General features: G+C 60.5%; 13 protein-coding genes. 7 read left to right on the top strand and 6 right to left on the bottom strand.

What is annotated here, in order from left to right:
• Positions 1-341: 341 nt before the first annotated feature.
• Positions 342-1,583, bottom strand: coding sequence for an enterobactin transporter EntS (gene entS / locus ABLV11_RS10795; protein WP_348855307.1), 1,242 nt, complete (start codon positions 1,581-1,583; stop codon positions 342-344).
• A 112-nt stretch (positions 1,584-1,695) separates the two neighbouring features.
• On the opposite strand from entS, the gene fepD reads away from it, so the two are divergent.
• The 3 genes from fepD to fepC are packed head-to-tail and all read left to right on the top strand — an operon-like array spanning position 1,696 to position 4,483.
• Positions 1,696-2,703 carry a Fe(3+)-siderophore ABC transporter permease gene (gene fepD, locus ABLV11_RS10790; RefSeq protein ID WP_123830235.1) on the top strand — a complete coding sequence of 336 codons (1,008 nt, stop codon included), beginning with the start codon at positions 1,696-1,698 and terminating at the stop codon, positions 2,701-2,703.
• Complete coding sequence (gene fepG, locus ABLV11_RS10785; protein ID WP_032704620.1) at positions 2,700-3,692, top strand: iron-enterobactin ABC transporter permease; 993 nt, start codon at positions 2,700-2,702, stop codon at positions 3,690-3,692. Before fepD ends, fepG begins: the two co-directional genes overlap by 4 nt.
• Positions 3,689-4,483, top strand: a complete 795-nt coding sequence (gene fepC / locus ABLV11_RS10780; RefSeq protein WP_016807587.1) for an iron-enterobactin ABC transporter ATP-binding protein — start codon at positions 3,689-3,691, stop codon at positions 4,481-4,483. The genes fepG and fepC overlap by 4 nt, the downstream gene beginning before the upstream one ends.
• A gap of 222 nt (positions 4,484-4,705) precedes the next feature.
• Here the strand turns inward: fepC and entF are convergent, their stop codons facing one another.
• The 3 genes from entF to fes are packed head-to-tail and all read right to left on the bottom strand — an operon-like array spanning position 4,706 to position 10,028.
• Complete coding sequence (entF, locus tag ABLV11_RS10775) at positions 4,706-8,587, bottom strand: enterobactin non-ribosomal peptide synthetase EntF (RefSeq protein ID WP_049127341.1); 3,882 nt, start codon at positions 8,585-8,587, stop codon at positions 4,706-4,708.
• A gap of 10 nt (positions 8,588-8,597) precedes the next feature.
• Positions 8,598-8,801 (bottom strand): MbtH family NRPS accessory protein, encoded by a 204-nt coding sequence (locus tag ABLV11_RS10770; RefSeq protein WP_004100064.1) that lies wholly within the window; start codon positions 8,799-8,801, stop codon positions 8,598-8,600.
• Positions 8,802-8,828: 27 nt separating this feature from the next.
• A complete protein-coding gene (gene fes, locus ABLV11_RS10765) occupies positions 8,829-10,028 on the bottom strand; it encodes an enterochelin esterase (protein ID WP_134882914.1) in 1,200 nt (399 codons plus the stop codon).
• 318 nt (positions 10,029-10,346) lie between these two features.
• Here fes and ABLV11_RS10760 point away from each other — a divergent pair, with 318 nt between their 5' ends.
• Entirely contained in the window at positions 10,347-12,596 is a 2,250-nt protein-coding gene (locus ABLV11_RS10760; RefSeq protein ID WP_004100062.1) for a TonB-dependent siderophore receptor, read from the top strand.
• Positions 12,597-12,663: 67 nt separating this feature from the next.
• Complete coding sequence (entD, locus tag ABLV11_RS10755) at positions 12,664-13,287, top strand: enterobactin synthase subunit EntD (RefSeq protein ID WP_017146386.1); 624 nt, start codon at positions 12,664-12,666, stop codon at positions 13,285-13,287.
• A 53-nt stretch (positions 13,288-13,340) separates the two neighbouring features.
• On the opposite strand, the gene ABLV11_RS10750 is transcribed toward entD, so the two are convergent.
• Both ABLV11_RS10750 and ABLV11_RS10745 read right to left on the bottom strand, forming a co-directional pair.
• Complete coding sequence (locus tag ABLV11_RS10750) at positions 13,341-14,276, bottom strand: transketolase C-terminal domain-containing protein (protein WP_023329423.1); 936 nt, start codon at positions 14,274-14,276, stop codon at positions 13,341-13,343.
• Complete coding sequence (locus tag ABLV11_RS10745) at positions 14,269-15,099, bottom strand: transketolase (RefSeq protein WP_024273892.1); 831 nt, start codon at positions 15,097-15,099, stop codon at positions 14,269-14,271. Before ABLV11_RS10745 ends, ABLV11_RS10750 begins: the two co-directional genes overlap by 8 nt.
• Before the next feature lie 364 nt (positions 15,100-15,463).
• Here ABLV11_RS10745 and ABLV11_RS10740 point away from each other — a divergent pair, with 364 nt between their 5' ends.
• Together ABLV11_RS10740 and ABLV11_RS10735 are read left to right on the top strand one after the other, a co-directional pair.
• Complete coding sequence (locus tag ABLV11_RS10740) at positions 15,464-16,414, top strand: sugar-binding transcriptional regulator (protein WP_142478319.1); 951 nt, start codon at positions 15,464-15,466, stop codon at positions 16,412-16,414.
• Positions 16,415-16,778: 364 nt separating this feature from the next.
• Entirely contained in the window at positions 16,779-18,299 is a 1,521-nt protein-coding gene (locus ABLV11_RS10735) for an FGGY-family carbohydrate kinase (RefSeq protein ID WP_348855306.1), read from the top strand.
• Positions 18,300-18,379: the final 80 nt, after the last annotated feature.

The following is an 18,379-nucleotide window of genomic DNA, read 5'->3' as shown; positions in this document are numbered from 1 at the left end:
TGCGCCGGGATGAATACATCGACGCGGCTTCTTCCCGGGTCGCGCTGCGTTTACCCGGGCTACGAGTCCCCCCCCGTCTGCAGGCCAGTAGCCCGGGTCAGGCGTTTACGCCGCAACCCGAGGAGGTGCCGGGATGAGTACATCGGTGAGGCTTCTTCCCGGGTCGCGCTGCGCTTACCCGGGCTACGGGTAACGCGCCGTCTGTGGTTCCGGCCAACTCACCGTCGTCTGCGGTGTGCTTCCCCGGTGGCGCTGCGCTGACCGGGCTACGGGTTCACCGCCGTCTGCGGGCCAGTAGCCCGGACAGGCGCGACGCGCCGCCTCCGGGAAGACCAGCGGAACTAGCTTTCGCTGACCGTCTCCGGGCGCTGAAAGCGGCGCAGCTCGCGTAGCAGCCCGACCAGCGCTACGCCCACAATCACCAGCGCCCAGCCGCTGGCGCTCGCCGAAGCGGCCGGCGTCAGAATCGCGCCCAGACCGCCCAACAGCGCCGCGCCTATCGCATCGCCGGTCACGTTCTGCGCGGTCCACAGCCCGTTGATGCGCCCGAGCATATTCTCCGGGGTTTGCGTCTGGATCAGCGTATATTGCAGCAGCGAGCTTATTGCGCTCAGCCAGCCAAACAGCGCCAGGCACAGCGCGCCCAGCTCCCACACCGGCATCAGGCTGAACAGCGCAATCGCCACAAACGAGCCGACGGTGGTCGCCAGCATCAGCACGCCGGGCTTCGCCGTCTGCGCCAGCTGTCCGCTGGTCAACGCGCCGAACGCCGCTCCCAAAGGGATCGCCGCGTACAGCAGGCCAATCTGCGACGCCGACATCTGCCAGCTTCCGGCCAGCGCCGGATAGAGCACGCGCACCGCGCTGGCCATCGTCAGCAGTCCGCCAAGCAGCGCAATGCCGCCGGTAAGCGGGCTATTAAACAGAAACTTCAATCCCGCGTTCAGCGATTTTAGTGGGTGCTCGCGCGGCTGCGGCGGCGGTGCCAGCCGCGGCAAACGCAGCAGGGTCAGCGTCGTTATAAAAGTACCTGCCGCCGCCAGCCCGTAGTTCCAGGCCACGCCGCCGGTTGCCAGCAGCAGACCGCCGATCATCGGTGAAATGACCGATCCCAGCCGCACCGTCAACATAGTGATCGCCCCGGCCTGCATCAGATTTTCCCGGCCAACCAGCGCTGGGGTCGCCGCCAGCAGCGCGGTCACGCCGATTGAGGCAAACAGGCCGTCCCAGATGCCCAGCAGATAGATAGCGATGAGCGACGGTTCCGGCAGCATGGCGTTGAGGCACAGGCCGACGAAGCCGATGCCGCAGGTGCCGCGCGCCAGCAGGATCAGACGCTTACGCTCATAGCGGTCGGCAAGCACGCCGCCGATCATCAGACCGACAAACATCGAACCGCCGGTTAAGGTGACCGACAGCCCCACTTGCCAGGTCGAATGGGTCATCATCTGGATCTGTACCGGGATCGCCACGCCCAGCAGGCCAAGCGACAGAATTGAGATAAAGCGGGCGATAAAGACGGCGCGAAAGGCCGGGTGGGTTTTCAGCAAGCTGAGATTCAGCAGCCAGGATTGTCGGTTCATGACAGCGCCTTGTTATTATTTTCCATACCATTTTTATGGGTGCACATGCTAACATAACTGGATAGAATCGATAACGATAATTACTATCATTATCATGTCAGGGATGTAAGCCATGTCGTCTTCAACGACCGCGGCGCGCGCCTTTGCCGTGCCGGGTCTTTTAATCGTGTTAATCATTGCGGTTGCGCTCAGCCTGCTGATCGGCGCCAAACCCCTACCGTTTAGCGTCGTCATCGATGCTTTCGCCGGCACCTGCCAGAGCGCCGATTGCACCATCGTCCTTGATGCCCGACTGCCGCGAACCCTTGCCGGGCTGCTGGCCGGCGCCGCGCTGGGCCTGGCCGGAGCGCTGATGCAAACGCTGACCCGTAACCCGCTGGCGGATCCGGGGATCCTCGGCGTCAACTCCGGCGCCAGCTTCGCTATCGTGCTGGGTGCGGCGCTGTTTGGTATCTCCTCACCGCAAGAGCAGCTGCTGATGGCCTTTTGCGGCGCGTTCGGCGCCTCGCTGCTGGTCGCCTTTACCGGCAGCCAGGGCGGCGGCCAGCTGAGCCCGGTTCGCCTGACCCTCGCGGGGGTCGCCCTGGCGGCGGTGCTGGAAGGCCTTTCCAGCGGTATCGCCCTGCTCAACCCCGACGTCTACGATCAACTGCGCTTCTGGCAGGCGGGTTCGCTGGACGTGCGCACCCTGCAAACGCTTAAAATTGTCCTGATCCCGGTACTCATTGCCAGCCTGGTGACGCTATTGCTGAGCAGGGCCTTAAACAGCCTGAGCCTCGGTAACGATACGGCCACCGCGCTCGGCAGCCGGGTGGCACGTACCCAGCTCATCGGCCTGCTGGCGATTACCGTCCTGTGCGGCAGCGCCACGGCGGTGGTCGGGCCCATCGCCTTTATTGGCCTGATGATGCCGCATATGGCCCGCTGGCTGGTGGGCGCGGATCATCGCTGGTCGCTACCGGTCACCCTGCTGGCCACCCCTGCCCTGCTGCTGTTTGCCGACGTGCTGGGCCGTCTGCTGGTCCCCGGTGAGCTGCGGGTTTCGGTAGTCAGCGCCTTTATCGGCGCGCCGGTGCTGATCTGGCTGGTCCGCCGCCAGCCGCGCGGAGGTGGAATGTGATGGCCCCGTCCCGCCGCCTGATGTTTAGCTGCCTGCTGCTGCTGATCGCCAGCGCCCTGGTCTCCCTGTGGGGGCTCGGCACCGGCCTGGTACCGTTAAGCGTTGAACAGGTTATCTCCGCGCTGCTCGGCGATGCGCCGCGCAATATCACCCTGGTGGTGACCGAGTGGCGCCTGCCCCGCGTGCTGATGGCGCTGCTGATCGGCGCCGCCCTCGGCGTCAGCGGCGCGATTTTCCAGTCGCTCACCCGCAACCCCTTGGGTAGCCCGGACGTGATGGGTTTTAACACCGGGGCGTGGAGCGGCGTGCTGGTCGCCATGGTCATGTTCGGCCAGAACCTGGCGGCCATCGCCGCGGCGGCCATGGCTGGCGGGATCCTCACCGCGCTGGTGGTCTGGATACTGGCGTGGCGCAACGGGATTGAAACCTTTCGCCTGATTATTATCGGCATCGGCGTCCGCGCCATGCTGGTAGCATTCAATACCTGGCTACTGCTGCGCGCTTCGCTGGAAACCGCCCTCTCCGCCGGGCTGTGGTATGCCGGCTCGCTTAACGGACTGACCTGGGGAAAAACCTGGCCCTCCGCGCCGCTGATTCTCTTGATGCTGGTTTGCGGGGCGCTGCTGGCGCGGCGCATGCGGCTGCTGGAGATGGGTGACGATACCGCCTGTGCGCTGGGCGTGCGGGTTGAGCGTTCGCGCCTGCTGATGATGCTGGTCGGGGTGGTACTGACCGCCGCCGCCACCGCGCTCGCCGGGCCGATTTCATTTATCGCCCTGGTGGCCCCGCATATCGCGCGCCGCCTCAGCGGTACCGCGCGCTGGGGGCTGACTCAGGCGGCGCTGTGCGGCGCCCTGCTGCTGGCCATCTCCGACTACGCCGCGCAGCGTCTGTTTATGCCCTATCAGTTACCGGTGGGCGTGGTGACCGTCAGCATTGGCGGCATCTACCTCATCGCGTTGTTAATTCAGGAGTCCCGCAAAAAATGACCGCTGTTACCTCCCGTTTGCGCGGCGATCGGCTGACCCTGGCGTACGGCAAAAAGACCATCGCCGAATCGCTGAACGTCACCATTCCCGATGGCCACTTTACCGCGATTATCGGCCCCAACGGCTGCGGTAAGTCGACCCTGCTGCGCACCCTGAGCCGCCTGATGACGCCTACCAGCGGTCATGTCTGGCTCGACGGCGAACAGATCCAGCATTACGCCAGTAAAGAGGTGGCAAAGCGCATCGGCCTGCTGGCGCAGAACGCCACCACGCCGGGGGATATAACGGTTCAGGAGCTGGTCGCCCGCGGCCGCTATCCGCACCAGCCGCTGTTTACCCGCTGGCGCAAAGAGGATGAAGAGGCGGTCACCAGGGCGATGAAGGCCACCGGCATTACCGACCTCGCGCAACAAAGCGTCGATACGCTCTCCGGCGGCCAGCGCCAGCGGGCGTGGATCGCCATGGTGCTGGCCCAGGAAACGGCGATTATGCTGCTGGATGAGCCCACCACCTGGCTGGATATCAGCCATCAAATCGATCTGCTGGAGCTGCTGAGCGAGCTGAATCAGGAAAAGGGTTATACGCTGGCGGCGGTGCTGCACGACCTGAATCAGGCCTGCCGCTACGCCACCCACTTGATTGCCCTGCGCGACGGTAAAATCGTCGCCGAGGGCGCGCCGAAGGAGATTGTCAACGCGGCGCTGATCGAGAAGATTTACGGCCTGCGCTGTACGATTATTGAAGATCCGGTGGCGCATACGCCGCTGGTAGTGCCGCTGGGTCGCAAGTAGAAATTCCCGGCTCGCGCTGCGCTTAGCCGGGCTACAGGTTCACCGCCATCTGCGGGCCGGTAACCCGGACAGCCGTGTCAGGTGCCGCCTCCGGTAAATGAGCCGGGCTGATACATTGGCGCTACTGCATCCCGGCTCGCGCTGCGCTTAGCCGGGCTACCCAATCTGGCACAAACGGTAGCCCGGGTAAGGCGTCAGCCGCAACCCGGGAGTTCATCTTCCCTAACCGAGTATCTCCCTGACCACCGGACCGATCGCTTCAAAAGCCTGCGGAGAGATAATATCCACGTGGGCGCAATCCTGGCTAAACACCTCCAGCTCGCCGATCCACGGCCCCCACACCACCTGCGGGTCCATCCCGGGTTGCCGGGTCTTCTCCGCCACGAACAGCGTCGCCTTACCGTCAAACTTCGCGCTGTGCGCGGTAGTCAGCAGGCGCACCGCATCGGCATAGTTGCCTTCAATCACGCTGAACAGCTCGCCGGAAGCCTGCCCCTGCTGGGCGGCCAGAAACGCCTCACGTTCGCGGGCAATTTCCGCCAGCACCTCAGGATCCAGACCGTTCGCCTCTTTCTCCGCCCAGTTCTGCGTCTCGGGCGGCCAGGTATCCAGCAGCCCGAGGAAGGCCACCGCTTCGCCGCGCTGGCGTAAACGGGCGGCAATTCCCTGCGCCAGGGTACCGCCGAGCGAATAGCCAAACAGATAGTACGGGCCGCGCGGCTGCTGCGAAAGCAGGGTTTGCAGATGATGTTCGCATACCGCATCCAGATCCGCCGCCGTCGCCATCGGCCCCTGCGGTCGCGGCGACTGAATGCCGACGATCGACCAGCGCGGGCTTAAATAACGCGCCAGCACGCTGAACTGCCAGGCAAAACCGGAAGCCGGATGGAAGCAAAACAGCGTCGGACCGTCGCTCTCGCGCAGCGGCAGGATCGCGTCGAAGCCCAGCCGTTGCGCCTGCTCATCGCTCAGATCCGATGCCAGCAGCGCACTCAGCTTGCCGACGGAAGAAGCGACCATTATCTGGCCAGGCGTCACCTGGCGTTCCAGTTCGCGGCTCAGCAGCGCCGCCAGGCGCATCGCCAGCAGCGAATGGCCGCCAAGGGCGAAGAAATCGGCATCGATGTCGTTTACCTCACAGCCGAGCAGCTGGCTGAACGCTGCGGCAACGGCAGTTTCCACGCCCGGCTCCGGCGGACGTCCGCTGCGCTCACTGCTCAACGTGGGTAACGGCAGCGCTTTACGATCCAGCTTGCCGTTGGCGCTTAGCGGCAGCGCCGGCAGCTGAATCAGCACCACCGGCACCATATGCGGCGGTAGCTGTTCGCCAAGCTGCGCTTTGAGCGCGGCGGTGTCCAGCGGCAGACCGGAAGCAGAAACCAGATAGCCCACCAGCTGACGGGCATCGCCGCCGGTCGCCGCCGCCTGGTTGAAGACGCAGGCGTGAGCCACCGCCTGCGCAACGTCCGGCAGCGCAGATAGCGCGCGGTCAATTTCGCCCAGCTCAATTCGCTGGCCGCGTATTTTTAGCTGGTCGTCGCTGCGTCCGAGATACTCGACCGCGCCGTTATCCAGCCAGCGGGCAACATCGCCGGTGCGGTACATCCGCTCGCCCGGCGCGTAGGGGTCGGCAATAAAGCGGCTGGCGGTCAAATCGGGACGCCCCAGATAGCCCTGCGCCAGCTGAATGCCGGTCAGGTAGAGATCCCCCGCCACGCCCGGCGGTACCGGGCGCATGGCGGCATCAAGGATGCGCAAGCCGGTATTCCACACCGGCCAGCCAATCGGTACGCTGGCGCCGGTGACTGCCGCCAGTTCGGGCCCGCAGGCCGGATACCAGCTGACGTCCACAGCGGCTTCCGTCGGGCCGTACAGGTTATGCAGCGGCGCGCCGGTGAGTTGCTCCCATTCACGGCATAGCGCCGTCGGCAGCGCCTCTCCGCTACAGAATACCCGGCGCAGGGTTTGACAACAATCGACGTTTTCCGCCTCCAGCGAGGCAACGAACGCCGCGAGCATCGACGGCACAAAGTGGGTCGTTGTCACGCCGTAGCGGGCAAAAAACTGCTGCATCGCCAGCGGGTCGCGGTGGGCTTCCGGCTCGGCCATCACCAGCTGCGCACCGGCGATAAACGGCCACCAGAACTCCCATACCGAGACATCAAAGCTGCACGGCGTCTTCTGCGCCACCACATCCTCAGCACAGAGCGGATAATGGTCCTGCATCCACAGCAGGCGGTTGACGATGGCGGTCTGCCCGACCATCACCCCTTTCGGTCGCCCGGTGGAGCCGGAGGTAAAGATGATATACGCGGTATGCTCCGGCTGCGAGAGCGCCAGCGGCGCGGACTCGCCCGCCGCCAGCGGCTGCTGGTAGCAGAGGCTTTCCAGGCCGGGAATATCGCTAAAGCGCGCCAGCTGATCCTCAGAGGTGATCAGCAGCGACGGACGGGCGTCTTCCAGCATCATCCGCAAGCGGTCGTCGGGATAGCCGGTATCCAACGGCAGCCACGCGGCTCCGGCCTCAACAATGCCGTGCAGCGCCAGCGTCAGGAATACAGATCGCGGCAGCGCGACCGCCACGCTATCGCCCGGTTTGACGCCCCGTGCGCGCAGACGCTCGGCCAGCGCTACCACCTGCTGGCGCATCTCACGGTAGCTAAACTGCCAGCAGCCATCCGCCAGCGCCGGGGCATCCGGGGTTTTTGCCGCCTGCGCCGCCACCAGCGCGCTCAGGGTGGTGAGCGGCAGGTCGACAGCGGTCGCGTTCACCTGCGCCAGGCGTTGGTTTTCCGCCGCCGACAGCATATTCGCCTCGCCGCAGGGCAGAGTGGGATTATCGGCAAACTGAGTCAGCAAAGAAGATAGACGGGCGATATGCCCGCGCAGCGTCTGCTCATCATATCGCTGCTTGTTCGCCAGCACCTCCAGCGATAGACCGCCGGTTTCATCCGGGAAGAGCGCCAGCTCCAGGTCATTGACCGGGCCGGTGGCCAGGGTGTGGGTAATCGCCTGTACGCCGTCGATATCCAGCTGATAGTCGAAGACTTTAATATTGAGTACCGGGCCAAACAGCGGTTCATCGCCCGCCGCCCTGCCGCTGTCGCGGACAATCTGTTCGGCATCATAGCGCTGGTGGCGGCGCATTTTCTTGAGCTGTCCGGCAAGACGCATGGCCAGCTCCGCCAGCGTTTCCCGGGCGTCAATATTGACCGCCAGCGGCAGAACGTTGAGCACCGGGCCGGTAGCGGTTAATGCCGCAGAGCCCATGCGGCGCATGAAAATAAAGCCCGCGGCGTAATCCATTCGGCTGCACAGCCGTCCCAGCCACAGGGCGGTCAGCGCCAGCGCCAGATCCGCGCGCTGGCACTGCGGCGCGCCTGCCGCCAGCCGGCTAAATACGCCGGCGTCGACCTCCAGCTTCATGCGCCAGATATCGGTGCTGGTCGCCCTTCCCGCCAGCGGCGCGTCGGAAAGGGAGGCCGGAGCCGGCAGCGCCTGACGCTGCGCCTGCCAGAACTGTTTATCACGCTGCCAGGCGTCGCTGCCGTAGTAGCGCTGGTACTCTTCCACCACCTCGGCAAACGGCGTGAACGGCGAAGCTGGTGTCTCTTCGCCGCGCTGCCATGCGCGATAAATCGCGGCGATCTGGCGGGTAATGGCCGGGAAACTGAAGCCATCGACCAGCAAATGATGATAACGCTGATACCAGTACCAGCACTTATCCCCCACCCGCAGCAGTTGATGGCAGACCAGCGGATTACCGCCGTCCACGCGCAGGTTTTGCCCGAGGTCGGCCTGCATCAGCGCCAGCGCGGCAGCGTGCGGGTCGTGCGACGTGCGCAGATCCCGATAGTCCGGCTCGGCAAAATGACGATTTTCATCGACCCACTGCCAGGCTTCGCCGTTATCTTCACAAAAACGCATGCTGAGGGTGTCAGCCTGAGAGAGCCCGGTGACAATCGCCCGCCCGAGCAAGGTCGGGTCGATATCGCCGCGCAGCTCAACATAGTGGGCCACGCTCCAGGCGCCGGGCAGCGTCGAGAGGCGCTCCGCCATCCAGATCCCCGGCTGAGCCGCAACCAGCGGTAAACGTGTGGTCATTGTGGGCTCCTCAGGATGCATAGTGCGCGGGGGTAAGCGTTGACCAGTTCTCCGCCAGCCAGGCGTTGCACGCCTCTAACGACTGCGGCGGGCACTCTACCGTCCAGCCTTCCGGCAGGGCGCAGTGGTGCGGCCACAGGCTGAACTGCTGCTGGTCATTGCGCAGAATGTAAAACTGCCCTTGCGGATTGTCGAAGGGGTTACTGAATTGCATATCAAATTCCTCGTAAATCGCGCTTTGCTACTCTTCACGGCCTAATGGCTGCCACAGCTGGATGAGCCCGGCCGTCAGCCCGCCGCGCCAGCAAAGCGCATCATGTCCGCCGTCAACCTGACGCCAGAAAATCGTCTGCTGTTCCAGATGCGTCAGCAGCGCCTGGTTCGCGCGAAAAATGATCGGCTCGCGAACGCCGGCCTCCAGCCAGATGCGTAGCCCTTGCGGCTGTATTTCGCCGCGGCTGAGCCGCTCAATCAGCAGGCCCGTCTGCACGCCGCCGCGATGCGGCCACCAGTAGGAGCCAGACTGGCTGAGCACGCAGCCAAAGCGCCGGGGCCAGTAGAGCGCGGCGAACATCGCGGCCAGGCCGCCAAAGCTCTGGCCTGCCACCACGGTTCGGTCGGCGCTATCGCTGAAAGGTGCTATCCGGTGAACCATCGGCAGCAGCTCTTCCTGAACCGCCAGCCAGAACGTTTCATTGCAGGGAAGCTCTTCGGCGCGATGCTGGTTATCGATAACGTCAATCAGCAGATAAACCGCCTGCGGTAACCGCTTCTCGCGGGTTAATCCTGCTAGCGGCGCCCATACCGGCATGCTTTCAGCCCAGAACTGACCATCAAGCAAAATCGCCAGCGGGCGCGCTTGCGGCTGCGCATCGCCGGTGGCGTAAATCCATATCCGCCGCCGGTTGCCGAGTCGCTGGCTCTGCCATTCAATGCAGACCGGCGGCTGATAAGGTTCATCACGCAGCGCCCAGCCGGGCTGGTCGGGGGCGTCCGGCAGCTCCAGCGCAGAGACCGCGTGGCCGCGCCCGCCCTTCCAGCTTTGCGGATTAAGCGGGTCGGCAATCGCCCGCGGCAGCAGCTTGCGCCAGCCTTCGCGCAGCAGCGCGCGGTCCGGGCTGTCGCCGTTAAAAAGCTGAGGGGAAAAGTCGTCGTCCCGCGCGGAAGGAATAAAGCAGTAGCTGCCGCGCCAGGCGGCAGAGAGAGTGGTTTGCCAGCACCAGGCATCGGTACCGGGAATGCGCTGCAGCGTTTGCGGTACGGCGTTTTTATGATGGTCAGTCACGCCGGTAATATAAATCCATACCCGCCGGGTTGGCGAAGAGGCTTCGTTGCCCGCCGGATCGCGCCACCAAAAGGTCACCCGATACGCGTCGTCCACGACCTCAATTTGCGGACCGGAGATATGGCGCCACCAGTCTTCGCATCCTGTCTTATGCATTCCTTTCAACCCTATGTTTATCGTGACATTTATCAACAAACGCATTAATAAACGCAATATTTATTGATAATATTATTGATAACTATTTTCATTTGCAATAGCGTATTAGCGCGCTGTGGGAAGCGCGTCTTTTAAAAAATAAACATGTCAGAGAGAGCTTATGCAGCGCCGGGACTTTCGGGGAAACAATTTAGCCCGAAAGCCGGGTTCTGGTCAGCGACGGAGTGCCTGTGCTCTCTACCGGCAACATTGATACCGCCTCCCCTCCCGACGGGAAGGGGCCTTTGGGGAAGGCGGCGACGAAAAGCAGGATTTACAATGAATAACAGGATCAAATCCCTGGCCTTGCTGGTCAATCTGGGAATCTACGGGGCTGCTTTTCCGCTAAGCGCGGCGGAAACGGTCTCCGATAGCAAAACCGCAACCGCTGATGAAACCATGGTTGTCACCGCCGCCGAGCAGAACCTGCAGGCGCCTGGCGTATCAACCATCACCGCAGATGAAATTCGTAAACGTCCGCCTGCGCGCGACGTATCTGAAATTATCCGTACCATGCCGGGCGTAAACCTGACCGGCAACTCCACCAGCGGCCAGCGCGGCAACAATCGCCAGATTGATATTCGCGGCATGGGCCCGGAAAACACCCTGATCCTGATTGACGGCAAGCCCGTGACCAGCCGCAACTCCGTACGTCTGGGCTGGCGCGGCGAGCGCGATACCCGCGGCGATACCTCATGGGTACCGCCGGAGCTGATCGAACGTATTGAAGTCATTCGCGGCCCGGCGGCCGCGCGCTACGGCAACGGCGCGGCGGGCGGCGTGGTCAATATCATCACCAAGAAGAGTGACGGCGAATGGCACGGTTCATGGAATACCTACATGAACGCCCCGGAGCATAAAGACGAAGGTTCGACTAAACGCACCAACTTTAGCCTCAGCGGCCCGCTGGGGGGCGATTTCAGCTTCCGCCTGCTGGGCAACCTCGACAAAACCCAGGCCGATGCCTGGGATATCAACGACGGACATCAATCCGAGCGTACCGGCGCCTATGCCAATACCATGCCTGCCGGGCGTGAAGGGGTGAAAAATAAGAATATTAACGGCGTCGTGCGCTGGGATTTCGCGCCGATGCAGTCGCTGGAGTTTGAATCCGGCTACAGCCGTCAGGGCAACCTCTACGCGGGCGATACGCAGAACACCAATACTAACGATCTGGTGAAAGAGAACTACGGGAAAGAGACGAACCGCCTCTATCGCCAGACTTATTCCGTCACCTGGAACGGCGGCTGGGATAACGGCGTGACCACCAGCAACTGGGCCCAGTACGAACGTACCCGTAACTCGCGTAAAGGCGAAGGTCTGGCGGGCGGCACGGAAGGTATCTTCAACAGCAACCAGTTCAGCGATATCGACCTCGCCGACGTGATGCTGCACAGCGAAGTCAACATCCCTCTGGATCTGGTGTTTAACCAGAACCTGACGCTGGGCTCCGAGTGGAATCAGCAGCGGATGAAGGATTTGGCGTCAAATACCCAGACCTTTATGGGCGGCGATATCGACGGCTATGACAGCACCGGCCGTAGCCCATACTCGAAGGCCGAGATCTTCTCCCTGTTTGCCGAAGACAACGTGGAGCTGACCGACACCACCATGCTGACGCCGGCGCTGCGTTTCGATCATCACACGATCGTCGGCAACAACTGGAGCCCGTCGCTTAACTTGTCTCAGGGTCTGTGGGATGACTTCACGTTAAAAATGGGCATCGCCCGCGCCTATAAAGCGCCGAGCCTGTACCAAACCAACCCGAACTATATTCTCTATAGTAAAGGCCAGGGCTGCTATGCCAGCGGCAACGGTACCGGTTGCTACATGATGGGTAACGATGACCTGAAAGCCGAAACCAGCATCAACAAAGAGATTGGCCTTGAGTTTAAACGCGACGGCTGGCTGGCGGGTGTGACATGGTTCCGTAACGACTACCGCGATAAAATCGAAGCGGGCTACGCGCCGATTTCACAGACGACGAACGGTAAAGTGAAAACCGATATCTATCAGTGGGAAAACGTGCCTAAAGCGGTGGTTGAAGGTCTCGAAGGCACCCTGAACGTGCCGGTCAGCGAAACGGTGAACTGGACCAATAACATCACTTATATGCTGCAAAGTAAAAACAAGAAAACCGGCGATCGTCTGTCGATTATTCCGGAATATACCCTGAACTCCACTCTGAGCTGGCAGATTCAGGAGGATATTTCGGTGCAGTCGACCTTCACCTGGTACGGCAAGCAGCAGCCGAAGAAATATAACTACAAAGGTGAGCCGGCGGTGGGTTCTGAAACGGATGAAGTCAGCCCTTACAGCATCGTTGGCCTGAGCGCCACCTGGGATGTGACGAAAAACGTCAGCCTGACCGGCGGCGTGGATAACGTTTTCGACAAGCGCCACTGGCGCGCGGGTAATGCGCAAACCACCGGTAGCCTGACGGATGTTTCTTATATGGCTGGCGCTGGCGCCAATACCTATAACGAATCAGGCCGCACCTGGTATCTGGGCGTCAATACCCACTTCTGATTGTCCGGCCGTTCCCCCCGCCCTCTTCCCATAGAGGGCGGAGGGGAGAATCTGTTAACATCCCCCTATGCAAACCCAACGTTCTATCATTCAGCTTGCCGATCGCTCGCTGCAGCGTGTCGATTTCGACCCATTGACCTTTCGGCCTGAAGATCTCCTCTGGCTGCCGCACCATGCCCGGCTAACCGGCTGCGCCCGCAAGCGGCAGAGCGAACATCTTGCCGGGCGTATCGCTGCGGTTTATGCGCTGCGGGAAGTCGGTGAGACAGAGGTCCCTGCCATTGGCGACCAACGCCAGCCCCTATGGCCGCACCCGTGGTACGGCAGCATAAGCCACTGTGAACGCAGCGCGCTGGCAGTCGTCTCTGTCCGGCCGATCGGCGTTGATATTGAGCGCATCTTGACTCCTGACCTGGCGGCTGAGCTGGAAAGCTGCATCATCAACAGCGCGGAAAAAAGTCTGCTGGACGCCAGCGGCCTGGGCCCCGAGCTGGCGCTCACGCTGGCATTTTCGGCGAAAGAGAGCGCGTTTAAGGCCAGCCATCCCGACGTACAGGCGGGCGTCGGTTTTAGCGATTTTACGCTGGCGTATATAAAGGAGGGAAATCTGCTTCTTCGGCTCTCCGCCGGGGAGTATCGGCTGCAATGGATTAAGGCCGGTGACTACGTCATTACGCTCTGCGCGGCGTAAAAGCAAAACCCGCGCGGCAGCCGCACGGGTTATCGGTTTAAGCCGGCGTAAAGTCAGCGCATTTTCTGCGCCAGCCCGGCGACGGAAGCGGCATCGAAACCGTGGTGTTTACGCAACCAACCGCGATCTGCCGCCGCCGCATACTCACCATCCGGGATCCCCAGGCGTTTGAGCGGAATTCCCGCCCCGGCTTCAGCCAGCACTTCCGCCACCAGGCTACCCAACCCGCCGTTGACGTTATGCTCTTCCACCGTTATCACCGCCTTGCACGGTTTCAGCGCCGCCAGCAGCGCGGCGGTATCGCAAGGGCGAATGGACGGCACGCTCACCACTTTAGCCTGAATCCCCGCGTCGGCCAGCATCTGCGCGGCATCGACGATCTCATGCACCGTCGATCCGGTAGCGACCAGAGCGATATCCTCGCCTTCCCGCAGCGTAACGACCGCTCCCGGCACGAAGCGATAGCTTTCATCATGCAGTTCCGGCAGCGCCTTGCCGTCAAGACGAATATAGACCGGCCCCTGATAGCCGATGGCGTAATCGATAATCTGCCGGCATTCACGCGGCGAAGACGGGGCGAAAATCTGGATATTGCCGAAGCCGCGCATCACCGCCAGGTCATCAATCGCATGATGGGTGCTGGCCAGCGGGCCGTAGCTGGCGCCGGCGTTAAGGCCAAATAGCTTAACGTTGGTGTTGTTATAGCAAACGTCGACTTTAATCTGCTCATTGGCACGGGAAATCAGGAACGGCGCGGCGTTACAGGTGACCGCCACTTTCCCCCCCAGCGCCAGGCCCGCCGCCGTCCCGACCATGCTCTGCTCGGCGATGCCCACGTTCACCAGACGCCCGGGGAACTGTTTAATAAACGGCGCGATTTTGGCCGTTGACGTGGAGTCAGCCACCACCGGCACCAGATCGACACCGCTGTCGACCGCATCAATAAAGGCCTGAACCATCACGCTCGCCAGGTGTTCTGCATTACTCATCTTTCAGTTCCTCCAGTGCCAGTGCAATTTCTTCGCCTTTCGGTACCCGGTGGTGCCACTCCGGGCGCCCCTGGATAAAGGAAATACCGGCACCTTTCGTGGTGTTGGCGATAATAACGTTGGGTTTACCTTCCTGCTTCAGCCCTTCCAGGGTCGCCACCACCGACGCCATGTCGTTACCCTGGCATTCGGTAACCGTCATTCCGAAGGCCTTCCATTTATCGGCCAGCGGATCGGTATTCATAATTTCCCGCGTCGGCCCCGCCAGCTGGAGATTGTTTTTGTCATTAATAATGACGAGGTTATCAAGGCCATAGTGCGCCGCAGCCAGCGCCGCTTCCCAGTTGCTGCCTTCCGCCAGTTCGCCATCGCCGGTAATTAAAAAGATGCGGCGGGAGCTGTTGCTTTTTTTCGCAGCCAGCGCCAGCCCCACCGCAACAGGCAAACCGTGGCCCAGCGCGCCGGTGTTGAGTTCAATCCCCGGCGTTTTCTGACGAACCGGGTGACCAGGAAGATGAGAATTCGCATGCTGATAGGTTTCCAGCCAGTCAACCGGGAAGAAGCCCGCTTCGGCCAGCACGCAGTAGTAGCAGCCCACCGCATGGCCTTTCGACTGGATGTAGATATCGCGCTGGTCATCATCCACGCGGTCCGGCGCGACGTTCATAATGCGAAAATAGAGCGCAGTGAGCAGTTCAACCTGCGACAGGTCGGCGCCGGTGTGCCCGCCAGCAGGGCTATTGGCATTCAATCTGACGATATGGCGACGTACGGCGCGGGCTTTACGCTCAAGTGCCTGGACATCATAGCTATAGGGATTCATTTAATACCTCTGAATTTATTTTCAACTTGGAATATTTATTCCGTCAGGGACTAAAAAAACCAGACATCCCCAGGCAACGCATCGTAGGGCTCACGCCGCTGCATCATACTCAGGAACATTCTGCCTCCTTACCACCGGGTATCACTTCACCCGGGCACTTTTCAGTTGACCTGAAATCGCTATGAATATATATTCAATAACGATTCTTTATTCAATTATGCAGCTACTGTTCTGTTTTTGTCCATAGCTGATTTTGAGGATTGGCGAAAGTTAGATATCCATCACACTTAAATGTCTTTTCTTTTCGCGTATGATAATGAGCTCTAAGATAATGGCTGCACGTAAATGATTTTCGGGGAAATATATGGCTAAGCAGGATGAACAACGGCTATTAGTTAAGATTGCCACGCTCTACTATCTCGAAGGACGCAAGCAGTCCGACATTGCTCAACTTCTCTCGCTTTCTCAGTCATTTATCTCCCGAGCGATCACCCGCTGCCAGAAAGAGGGCGTGGTGAAAATTAGCGTTGTCCAGCCGTCAAATATTTTTCTCAATCTCGAAAAGGGAATTGAAGATCGTTACGGCATTAAACAAGCCATCGTGGTGGATACCGAAGAGGATGCCAGCGATCACACCATCAAGCGCGCTATCGGTTCCGCCGCTGCCCACTACCTCGAAACGCGATTACGGCCAAAGGATCTGATTGGCGTCTCTTCGTGGAGTTCCACCATCCGCGCGATGGTGGATGAAGTACACGCCCAAAACCTGAAAGCCAGCGGCGTCATCCAGCTGCTCGGCGGCGTAGGGCCGAACGGCAACGTGCAGGCCACTATTCTCACCCAGACTTTGGCGCAGCATCTGAACTGTGAAGCCTGGCTGCTCCCTTCACAGAGCATTGAAGGATCCACCGAGGAGAAGAATCGTCTTGTTGCCAGTAAAGATGTCGCCGACGTTATTGCCCGCTTTGATGAAGTCGATATCGCAATTGTCGGGATCGGTATTCTTGAACCTTCGCAGCTGCTGAAAACATCCGGCAACTACTATCACGAAGATATGCTGCAGGTGCTGGCGGAACGCGGTGCCGTGGGTGACATTTGCCTGCACTATTACGATAAAAACGGCAGAGCAGTGTTACGCGATGATGAAGATCCTGTTATCGGTATGGCGCTGGAGAAGGTGAAGAAGTGCCCTAACGTGGTGGCCCTGGCCGGCGGCAGCGAGAAGGTCGCGGCTATCAAAGGTGCGCTTTCGGGCGGTTATATCGATGTTCTGATCACCGATTACCCAACGGCCAGACTGCTTATTGCCGGTTAATTTCCTCACTCAAACACTTTCCCACAGCCTTTACGCTTTGCCAGAAGCGTAAAGGTTACGCAAATAAGTCATTATATTTCAATAATATAAAACTCGAAAATCACCTCCTTTCCCACCCATAGCTGAACGCTTCGCCGATCGGATAAGTGTGATTGCCAGCACAATTGATAACTTTTCCAGTAGCCCGACGGGAAGTTTCTGGCTAAGGTATCAAATAAATAATCACTATCGAATATATATTCAGTGATTAAAAAAGTGAAAACGAATTGTCACATCATGCCCTGCCAGGAAGCAATGCGAACAAGAGGAATGCTCACCTTTTGCCCTCCGCACCAGGACGAAGTGTGACTCAGGAGACTACCTAATGCAGGCAACACCTAAAGAGTTCATCATTGCACTGGACGAAGGCACCACGAATGCCAAAGCCGTCGTGCTCGATAGCCGCGGCCAGGTCGTGGTGAAATTCTCCCAGCCGCTGGCGATTCAAACACCGCGTGAGGGCTGGGTTGAGCAGTCGGGAGAAGTGCTGGTAGAGGCGTCACTGGACGTTATTGCGCAAGCGGTTGAACACGTTGGCGCGGAAAACATCGCTGCCTTAGCCATCAGCAATCAGCGCGAGACGGCGATCGGCTGGTATCGCCAGAGCGGTAAGACGATCAACGCGGCTATCACCTGGCAATGTACCCGCAGCGCTGCGTTTTGCGATGAACTACGCCGCGACGGTAAAGAGCAACAAATTAAGGCCGCTACCGGCCTGCCGATTGCCCCCCTGTTCTCTGCCTCAAAAATGCGCTGGCTGCTGGAATCCATTCCTGAGGGTCGCATGCTGGCAGAGCGGGGAGAAATCTGCCTCGGCACTATTGACAGCTGGCTGCTGTGGAACTTAACCCAGGGCGAAGCGTTTCATTGCGATTATTCCAATGCCGCGCGCACGCAGCTACTGAACCTGCAAACCGGCCAGTGGGACGACGAAATGCTGGCGCTATTCCAGATCCCACGCGCCGCGCTGCCGGAGATTAAACCGTCCAGCGGATTATTTGGCTATACCCGCGGGCTGAATAATATTCCTGACGGTATTCCGGTGATGGCGATGGTCGGGGATTCCCACGCCGCGTTGTTTGGCCACGCACTGGGCGAACTCGGCTGTGTTAAAGCCACCTACGGTACGGGGTCATCGGTGATGGCGCCGGTAAAATCCGCACAGTGCGATATCGACGCGCTGGCCACCACCATCGCCTGGCACGACGGCGACAGCATCACCTACGGGCTCGAAGGTAATATTCCCCATACCGGCGACGCCGTGGCGTGGATGGCCGACAGCACCGGGTTAAGCGAGCTTTCGGATGCCGAACTGGCTCACGAGCTTAACACCCTTCCCGGCTCCGTGGACTCCACTCTTGGCGTCTATTTTGTACCAGCCTTAACCGGCCTCGGCGCACCGTGGTGGGACGACAGCGCCCGCGGCGTGATTTGCGGTCTGAGCCGCGGCGTCAAGCGCGCCCATCTGATTCGCGCCGCGCTGGAATCCATTACCTATCAAATCGCCGATGTCGTCGTCGCCATGCGCCAGCAGGATGACTTCCATTTAGCGGCGCTGATGGTCGACGGCGGCCCGACCAAAAACGACTGGTTAATGCAGTATCAGGCTGACCTGCTCGGCTGCCCGGTGATGCGCAGCGACATTGCCGAACTGTCGGCGATTGGCGCAGCCCTCCTTGCGCGCAAGGCCCTGAATCCGGGAACGGTCACCGACCTGAAAGCCTTTTTAACCGAACATAGCGAATTTATTCCCGATATGGCCCGCCACCAGCGCCTGCAGAAGAGATGGCAGGAGTGGCGCCATGCGGTGAACAGAACATTATGGAAACCGGCAACGTCCGCCTGACGCCCACCAGGGAATCGCACGCGTGACGCACCTTACTCATCAACAAAAGGAGACCCCCGGCCCATAAACTCGATTTACAG

This window comes from Klebsiella sp. GW_Kp181 (assembly GCF_040062315.1).
GTDB classification, from domain to species: domain Bacteria; phylum Pseudomonadota; class Gammaproteobacteria; order Enterobacterales; family Enterobacteriaceae; genus Klebsiella; species Klebsiella oxytoca.
Note: the sequence above shows the minus strand (reverse complement) of the source record. Positions and strands in the feature narration are given on the sequence as shown.

Excerpts from the sequence above, each read along its gene's own strand:
- entS (WP_348855307.1), bottom strand. The coding sequence starts at position 1,583 with ATGAACCGACAATCCTGGCTGCTGAATCTCAGCTTGCTGAAAACCCAC.
- fepD (WP_123830235.1), top strand. The coding sequence starts at position 1,696 with ATGTCGTCTTCAACGACCGCGGCGCGCGCCTTTGCCGTGCCGGGTCTT.
- fepC (WP_016807587.1), top strand. The coding sequence starts at position 3,689 with ATGACCGCTGTTACCTCCCGTTTGCGCGGCGATCGGCTGACCCTGGCG.
- entF (WP_049127341.1), bottom strand. The coding sequence starts at position 8,587 with ATGACCACACGTTTACCGCTGGTTGCGGCTCAGCCGGGGATCTGGATG.
- ABLV11_RS10770 (WP_004100064.1), bottom strand. The coding sequence starts at position 8,801 with ATGCAATTCAGTAACCCCTTCGACAATCCGCAAGGGCAGTTTTACATT.
- fes (WP_134882914.1), bottom strand. The coding sequence starts at position 10,028 with ATGCATAAGACAGGATGCGAAGACTGGTGGCGCCATATCTCCGGTCCG.
- ABLV11_RS10760 (WP_004100062.1), top strand. The coding sequence starts at position 10,347 with ATGAATAACAGGATCAAATCCCTGGCCTTGCTGGTCAATCTGGGAATC.
- entD (WP_017146386.1), top strand. The coding sequence starts at position 12,664 with ATGCAAACCCAACGTTCTATCATTCAGCTTGCCGATCGCTCGCTGCAG.
- ABLV11_RS10750 (WP_023329423.1), bottom strand. The coding sequence starts at position 14,276 with ATGAGTAATGCAGAACACCTGGCGAGCGTGATGGTTCAGGCCTTTATT.
- ABLV11_RS10745 (WP_024273892.1), bottom strand. The coding sequence starts at position 15,099 with ATGAATCCCTATAGCTATGATGTCCAGGCACTTGAGCGTAAAGCCCGC.
- ABLV11_RS10740 (WP_142478319.1), top strand. The coding sequence starts at position 15,464 with ATGGCTAAGCAGGATGAACAACGGCTATTAGTTAAGATTGCCACGCTC.
- ABLV11_RS10735 (WP_348855306.1), top strand. The coding sequence starts at position 16,779 with ATGCAGGCAACACCTAAAGAGTTCATCATTGCACTGGACGAAGGCACC.